The organism is Alteromonas sp. BZK5, assembly GCF_014349115.1.
GTDB lineage: Bacteria > Pseudomonadota > Gammaproteobacteria > Enterobacterales > Alteromonadaceae > Alteromonas > Alteromonas macleodii.
Window position 1 is genome coordinate 1 of the sequence record NZ_JACSOE010000120.1, and the last position, 7,464, is coordinate 7,464.

The 7,464-nt window shown below is 42.6% G+C and carries 6 protein-coding genes; 2 read left to right on the forward strand and 4 right to left on the reverse strand.

What is annotated here, in order from left to right; translation table 11 throughout:
- Positions 1–104 precede the first annotated feature (104 nt).
- Entirely contained in the window at positions 105–1,526 is a 1,422-nt protein-coding gene (gene sthA / locus BIZ39_RS19410; protein WP_014950712.1) for a Si-specific NAD(P)(+) transhydrogenase, read from the reverse strand.
- A 179-nt stretch (positions 1,527–1,705) separates the two neighbouring features.
- The gene (locus tag BIZ39_RS19415; protein WP_049588675.1) at positions 1,706–2,833 is read right to left on the reverse strand and encodes an acyl-CoA desaturase; all 1,128 of its coding nucleotides are present in this window, start codon (positions 2,831–2,833) and stop codon (positions 1,706–1,708) included.
- Positions 2,834–3,174: 341 nt separating this feature from the next.
- On the opposite strand from BIZ39_RS19415, the gene fabR reads away from it, so the two are divergent.
- A complete protein-coding gene (gene fabR, locus BIZ39_RS19420; protein ID WP_014950710.1) occupies positions 3,175–3,771 on the forward strand; it encodes an HTH-type transcriptional repressor FabR in 597 nt (198 codons plus the stop codon).
- Positions 3,772–3,881: 110 nt separating this feature from the next.
- Here the strand turns inward: fabR and trmA are convergent, their stop codons facing one another.
- Complete coding sequence (gene trmA / locus BIZ39_RS19425; RefSeq protein WP_187447798.1) at positions 3,882–4,979, reverse strand: tRNA (uridine(54)-C5)-methyltransferase TrmA; 1,098 nt, start codon at positions 4,977–4,979, stop codon at positions 3,882–3,884.
- Positions 4,980–5,172: 193 nt separating this feature from the next.
- Here trmA and BIZ39_RS19430 point away from each other — a divergent pair, with 193 nt between their 5' ends.
- Positions 5,173–6,486: a DUF5610 domain-containing protein gene (locus BIZ39_RS19430; protein WP_049588673.1), complete on the forward strand. Its 1,314-nt coding sequence runs from the start codon at positions 5,173–5,175 to the stop codon at positions 6,484–6,486.
- Between the two features lie 79 nt (positions 6,487–6,565).
- On the opposite strand, the gene BIZ39_RS19435 is transcribed toward BIZ39_RS19430, so the two are convergent.
- Complete coding sequence (locus BIZ39_RS19435; protein WP_014950707.1) at positions 6,566–7,030, reverse strand: RNA recognition motif domain-containing protein; 465 nt, start codon at positions 7,028–7,030, stop codon at positions 6,566–6,568.
- Positions 7,031–7,464: the final 434 nt, after the last annotated feature.

Consider the following 7,464-nt stretch of genomic DNA (forward strand, 5'->3'; position numbering starts at 1 on the left):
CAATTACGCTAAATAACTGTGTACATGAGCCGTATACGAGGCCCGTATGTACGGTTCTGTGAGAGGGATGAGGCGGTGACGCCTCACCCTACTCGATGTGTCCGTTAGAAAATTCTATTAAGTCCATTAATAGCAGCGACTCGATAAGCTTCTGCCATGGTTGGATAGTTAAACGTAGTGTTAACGAAGTAATCTATGGTATTGCCTTCGCCCTTTTGCTGCATGATCGCTTGGCCGATGTGAACAATCTCGGAGGCACGTTCACCGAAACAATGAATGCCCAAGATTTCTTTAGTTTCGCGATGAAACAAGATTTTCAGGCTTCCTGTCTGCGTTGACGCGATTTGGGCTCTGGCCAAATGTTTGAACTGAGCTCTTCCCACTTCATAAGGCACTTTTGCTGCAGTAAGCTCTTGCTCTGTTTTACCAACAGAACTTATTTCCGGGATGGTGTAAATGCCTGACGGAATATCTTCTACCAATGCCGAATGTGTTTTTATACCAAGCATAGCTTCAGCGGCAAAGCGACCTTGGTTATAAGCCGCAGATGCTAAGCTTGGATAGCCAATGACATCGCCGACTGCAAATACATTGTCTACGTCAGTTTGATAATTTTCATTAACCTTAAGTTGGCCTCTGCCATCGGCTTTTAAACCAATATTCTCGAGTTTAAGTGTATCTGTATTACCCGTTCTTCCGTTAGCAAACAAGAGACAATCTGCGCGCATACGCTTGCCCGACTCTAAGTTTAAAATAACCGAGTCATCGGTAGCTTCAACCGAAGAATAGGCTTCATTGTGCCGGATGAGTACGCCATTGTTCCACAGGTGATAACTGAGTGCGTCTGATATCTCGTCATCAAGAAATGACAGTAAGCGATCGCGCATGTTAACGAGGTCAACTTTTACGCCTAGTCCTCTGAAAATACTGGCATATTCAGAGCCAATGACCCCAGCGCCATAGATAATTATTGATTTGGGATCGTGATCTAAAGATAGGATAGTGTCTGAGTTATAAATACGCGGGTGATTAAAGTCGATGTCTTTAGGACAATAAGGACGCGACCCTGTGGCAATAGCAATTTGGCCCGCAGTGACAGTATCTTTAGAGCCATCTTTACGGGTTATCTCTAACGTATGCGCATCTACAAAACTGGCTTCGCCGTGAAATAGCGTCACACGATTTCTGTCGTAGAAAGAAGAGCGAAGTCGAGTTTGGCTTTTCACCACACCGCTAGCATGGCGCATGATGTCTGAAAACGTAAGGCTTTTACTTAAATGGTTGTCGGCAAACAAGGGAGAAGAGTTATATTCAATAAGACGACTTACTGAGTGACGAAGTGCTTTCGATGGAATGGTTCCCCAATGGGTACAACCTCCTCCCACTGCCTCGTAGCGCTCAACAACCGCCACTTTTTTTCCGGCTTTGGCAAGCTGCATTGCAACGCCTTCTCCACCAGGACCTGTGCCAATAACGATAGCGTCGTAATGATACGACGGGGCTTTGGTTTTTTGCTTCGTTGCCATCTTACTTTCCCATGTTGTTACTTTTGTAATGCGATGTCACCACTAGGTTAGCCGTAATACAAAATGAATGATTCTGGTTTTAGTATAACGACCTTATCCAACTATAGAATAAAAAAAAACCACATAAGCAGACACTTATGTGGTTTTTAGCGTTCAAACGTATAAAAGAGGGCGTTAATTTACGCCATTTGCAATGACAAACTATGTAACTGTGTCCATTTCTCTTTCTGTACAGCAAATGCGTGTTTCAGCTCTTTGTACTTGTATGCAAGCTCAAGCCCTTCGATACTGCGCTTTAGGGTGCGTTGTTTAACGCGCATAACACGTTTTTTCGTGGCGTAGTATTCACTCATGCGCTGCATTAACAAGTCGTATTCTTCTTGAATGGTATGCATCATTTCTTCAGCATTAGGCAGTAGCGATACTTTTTCACTTGCTCTTTGCAGCTGCATTGCTGCTAACGCTTTCTCGATGCGCTCTTCTGGCACTTTGCGAAGGTTGGATGTCAGTCCTACCAGTGATAATCCCTTAATAAGCCATTTTGTAGGATCAAACTGATACCAGCGAATGCCATTACGATAGTCGTACTCAAAGATGTGATGGTAATTGTGATAACCTTCACCAAAGGTAAAAAACGCAAGAATACCGTTATCTCGTGCTGTGTTCTTATCGGTGTAAGGCTGGCTACCCCAAAAATGAGCAAGAGAATTGATAAAGAAAGTTACGTGATGCACTAGCACCAGGCGAAGTACACCGGCTACCAAGATCATGCCTAATACGTCACCATTTAAATAGCCCAGCAGACCTGTGATACCAAAGTTGGCCGCCAGCACGATGGGCAAATAGTAGTTATGCTGCCACATCACCACTTTATCTTTTTGAAGATCTTTACAGTTACTGTAGTCATCGTAACGTTTGGCCTGATACTCACGCAACATCCAGCCGATATGCGCAAACCAAAGCCCTTTCTTGGCAGAGTAGGGGTCTTTGTCGTTATCATCAACATGACGATGATGAACGCGATGATCTGACGACCAGTGCAAAATACTATTTTGCAGCGCCATAGCGCCACCAACCGCAAGGATCACACGAACAACCACATTGGCGTCGTAAGTTTTATGCGACCATAAGCGGTGGTAGCCGGCAGTTATAGACATACCGGTAAAGTAAAATAGGAATATAGCCGCACCGATTTCTGCCCAATCGATGCCTTGATACGCCACCCATAGCGGCACACCAATAAACGCAATTGCGCCAGATATAATAAATACCAGCACATTAGTAAGGATAAGAGGAGGTTTTTTCATTTTATACAACTTGGCTTACAACTGTTCGCTAATTTATCGTTTTACGAGGCTTCAGGCAAGCAAAACCCAGATTAGTTCTGCTTACATGTGTAAAGTTTAATTATAGTAAAGCTACGCTGAAGCGCTCGTTAATTGTGGCTTTTTCTGCTTAATGCTTGTTTATAAAAGAGATGATTCTGTTTCTCTTTCCCCACTGGTGTGTGTTGCGATAAACTACACATGCTAGTCTTTGATGTACGAAGTTTGATTGCGTTAATGGCTATACAGATGACGTAAGGGCTTCAACCCTAAGTGCTAAAAATCATCAAGCCGTTCAGAGCTAATCAACCTATGGTGCGAATGTGAGTCGACAAGAACAGAAATTAAAAACCCGCCAAAATATCATTCATGCTGCGTTTTCTTTGCTCGATGAAAATCGCAGCTTATCGGCAATCAGCTTGCGTGAAGTTGCCCGAGAGGCAGGTATAGCACCTACGTCTTTTTACCGACACTTCAAAGATATGGACGAATTGGGTTTAACGCTGGTGGATGAAGCCGGTTTAGCATTGCGGCAGCTTATGCGTCAGGCAAGGCGGCGGATAGCCTCTGGAGGCGGCGTAATACATACTTCTGTTGAAACCTTCATGGAATTTATTGCGGCAAATACAAACGTATTTCGTTTATTACTACGCGAGCATACTGGTACGTCGTCGGCTTATCGGTTGGCAGTATTTAGAGAGATTCAACACTTCATCGACGAGTTGACCGACTACATTATTGAACAGCAGGGCGTAGAATACGCATGCGCGCAGCTTCAAGCTGATGCTATGGTAAGGCTCGTATTCAGTGCTGGGGCAGAGGCATTAGAAGCAGACGATAAACTTCGCCGAGAAATCGGTGAGAGAGTGAAAGCGCAGCTTCGCTTCGTTCAACTAGGTGCAACGCAAAAAAGCGTATAATTGAATTAGTGGTTTAAGTCCACATCGTTTGCTCTAATCAAAGCCACCTTATTTTAATACGTCTTCATAGGCCTTTGTGACTCCAAAGGCCTTGTCAATTTGTACCAAAACTAACTTTTGCGTGTAAGTAAAACGCCAGCCTCAATGTGATGAGTAAACGGGAATTGATCGAATAATGCCGATTGAGCAACGTCGTGAGTTTCACTTAAAAGCTCAAGGTTTTGCGCCAACGTTTCAGGGTTACACGAGATATACACGATATTATCGTAATCCTGAATCATTCTAAGCGAGTCTTCATCTAACCCAGCTCTTGGTGGGTCAACCAATACAGTTGTGAAATTATATGTACTCAGATCAATGCCTTCTAAGCGACTAAACGTACGTTCACCTTTCATAGCCTGAGTGAATTCTTCAGCGGCGAGTCTTACGATCTTCACATTATTAAGCTGATTTTGTTCAATATTAAACTGCGCAGCTTGTACAGAGGGCTTGGCTATTTCGGTCCCCACAACATTATCGAAGTGAAGCGCTAGCGGCAGTGAGAAGTTACCTGCACCGCAATACATCTCCAGTAAATCGCCAGAGAGCGGCTTTACGCAATCTAGTGCCCATTCAATCATGCTACAGTTCACTTTGGCATTGGGCTGAGTGAAGCTATTTTCGATATGCTTAAATATGAATTCTTTGCCATTAACGGGTAAGCGCTCAATAACAAAATCGTTGTCGATAATAAGCTTTTGTTTTCTCGCACGGCCGATAATATTTACTTTCGGAAAGTGAGCCTCGAGTTTCGCCTTTAATTCTTTTGCAGCCTTTTGCCACTTCTCATCTAGTTGACGATGGTATAAAAGGCTGATGACAAGCTCGCCAGATAGTGCAGAAAGATAATCGATTTGAAAAAGCTTCTTTCTTAGCGCTTCATTTGGTCTTACTTCTTTTAACAACAGCGCCATAGCATCGTTTATTGCTTTACAAGCAGGAGGAAAGCTATCTACGCGATACTTTTCTTTTGTTTCCTGGTTGAACATGATGTGAAACAAATCATCGCCCTCATGCCATACTCTAAATTCGGCGCGCATACGGTAGTGTGTTGGTTGCGATGGAAATACGGTTAAGTCAGGCGCATTGAACGGAGAAAGTAACGCAGTAAGACGTTCTACTTTTTCGTCCAACTGAGCTTGATAGCGTTGTTGTTCGGCAGCGGTCATAAAATTCTCCATTCAATATTAAGGTCGCGAATTGTAGCCCCTTAAAAAATAACTGCAACACGCGCTACCTACTTATGCACAACTATTGCTCGGGAAGTATTATTAAAGAAGTTGTAGTAAAAAATGCTGTATTAAAATTAAACAATACTGATTCTTTGCCGATAATAAGAAAGAGGATAGTGAGGATCAAATTATGAACGTGGGTCAAATTAAGGCTTTCATGGGCGATCAAAAGGTTGATCAAAAAGCAGATCAAAAGGCATCTGTTCACCCGAACGAAGCATTGAAAAAGCAGTTGCAGCAAGATGGATTGAAGCAAGCAGCTGAATTTTCGAAACAACAAGCGGCATCAGTATCTGTTTCAAGTAGCCAAACTAGCATCGGCTTACGTGTGGTGAGTAGCAGCCTTAACCAAGCGTTAGTTATAGATGGCCAAAAGCCACAAGAAGCCAAAGAGAAAAGCATTGAAGATAAGTCGAACAGTTTGTTCGACTTTGAAAAAGTTGCCAGAAACGTACTTAAGTTCGTAGGTGGCGTCATTAGAGGTGCGGCAAACGGTGGTGCCAGCGAAGAAAAGCTTAATGGCTTATTTAGCCAAGCGAGAGAAGGCGTAAGCCGTGGATTCGCTATGGCTGAAAAAGACCTCGCTGGTTTCATGAATGAAGAGATTGAGCAAGGGATGACAAAAAGCCGCGATCTCATCGATACAGGAATAAACGATCTGGAAACTGACATATTTGGTCGCCAGCAGCCGAACGCTGTAACGCTTTCGTCCTTAAACGCGGTAGCTGCATCGGATGAGAAAAGCGGAAGCTTGCTGATTCGAACTAAAGATGGCGACGAAGTGAGTTTTAGTTTTGAGAGTCTTCGCTCGTTCCAAGCGTCTCAACAACTTAATTTCCAAGCACAGGCATCTCAGGAGCAATCAGGCGGTAGTGACGAGCAAGGCGAAAACAATTTTTCAGCGTCATACCAACAACAAACTTCGTACCAATACTATGAGCGAAGCGGTATTAGCTTTACATTGAAAGGCGAGCTTGATGAAGATGAGTTAGAGTCGATAGCTGATTTGGTTGGTCAAGTTCAGGATCTCGCCGACACCTTTTACAGTGGTGACATCGACAAAGCATTTGAAGAAGCGTTAAGTTTAGGCTTTGACGATAAAGAGTTAGTTGGCTACGCGTTACAGTTAAATAGAACAACACAGACCGAAGTACTAAAGACGTATGAGAACATCCAACATTACAATGAAGACAAAAGCGATAATTCGAAGTTTGGAAATGTGGTTAGCCCTATAGCGCAATATCTAGAAAAGATGATGGATACTTTTGCTAATGCCGAAAGTACGTTAGGAAGTAACGAAGACTATAATACCTTAATAGGTGGGTTGATTAATGAGATGAAAGACGTGCAAGTGCCAGATCTTGTATCTGCTATAAATAGGTTTCATGCTTTCAATCAAACGTTACTTAATGGACTTCCTCAATCTGTTGAGACAAGTGAATAACTAACTATTTATTAATATAAAAGCCCGGTAGCGAAAGCTAACCGGGCTTTTTTATAGCCTATAAACCGTACTCACAAAATTATGCGTGTTCGACTTTGTCCTTTGCAGGGCGAACTTTTAGGGTTCGCTCCTGGAAGATTGAGTCGTTAGTTTTATCGATTACGCTGTTTAAGTCGTCAGTTACAACTTCGATAAAACCGTATCCTTTTCTTTTTCCAGTTTTACGATCCTTCATTAAGCGAACCGACTGTACTTCAATAAAGCTACTGAAGTATTCCTTTACTGCGTTTTCGTTTGCTCTATAAGGCAAATTACCCACGTATAAGGTTTCTACTGATCCGTCATTAGAATGTGCTCTGGCATCTGAGGAAGATGGACTTTGAATAAGAGACGCTAGCCAAGGAGTAACGATACCGCTGATCAGCAGAGCTGCTGAGACGGTTAGTGGAACATGGACGTTTAAACTAGCAGAAGAAAATAACAAGTAACCTGCAATTGCAAAGATAGCGCTAATAACAGCGCATTGAATAAAGCCTACTTTCATATACCTACCTTTCTATTGTTTATTATGGTGTTGGAGGCTGTACATAGTTTACTCATTTGTAACAAATTGAACAATAAAATGTGAAAAAACTAGTCGAAAGATGCATTGAGCAACGAGAAATGATGCAGAAATGAGCGGTTAACACCAAAAGTGGCTTAAAAAGCAAAAAAATCCAATTTAAGTGTTGATCTTTCACAAGAGGTATCTATAATGCGCTCCACGTTCTGAGGGGGCTTCGAGAAAAACAAAGTCAACTCAGCAACAAGTGCGAAACCAAGTTTTCAAACAAATAAAAAGTTTAAAAACATGGTTGACATCGAAAACAAACGATGTAAAATGCGCACCTCACTCGAACAGGGTGAGTCACTAAGAAGCAACGGCTTCGAGTGAATGTTCTTTAAAAATTTAGACAAGACAATCTGTGTGGGCACTCG

Excerpts from the sequence above, each read along its gene's own strand:
- BIZ39_RS19435 (WP_014950707.1), bottom strand. The coding sequence starts at position 7,030 with ATGAAAGTAGGCTTTATTCAATGCGCTGTTATTAGCGCTATCTTTGCA.
- BIZ39_RS19415 (WP_049588675.1), bottom strand. The coding sequence starts at position 2,833 with ATGAAAAAACCTCCTCTTATCCTTACTAATGTGCTGGTATTTATTATA.
- BIZ39_RS19430 (WP_049588673.1), top strand. The coding sequence starts at position 5,173 with ATGAACGTGGGTCAAATTAAGGCTTTCATGGGCGATCAAAAGGTTGAT.
- trmA (WP_187447798.1), bottom strand. The coding sequence starts at position 4,979 with ATGACCGCTGCCGAACAACAACGCTATCAAGCTCAGTTGGACGAAAAA.
- sthA (WP_014950712.1), bottom strand. The coding sequence starts at position 1,526 with ATGGCAACGAAGCAAAAAACCAAAGCCCCGTCGTATCATTACGACGCT.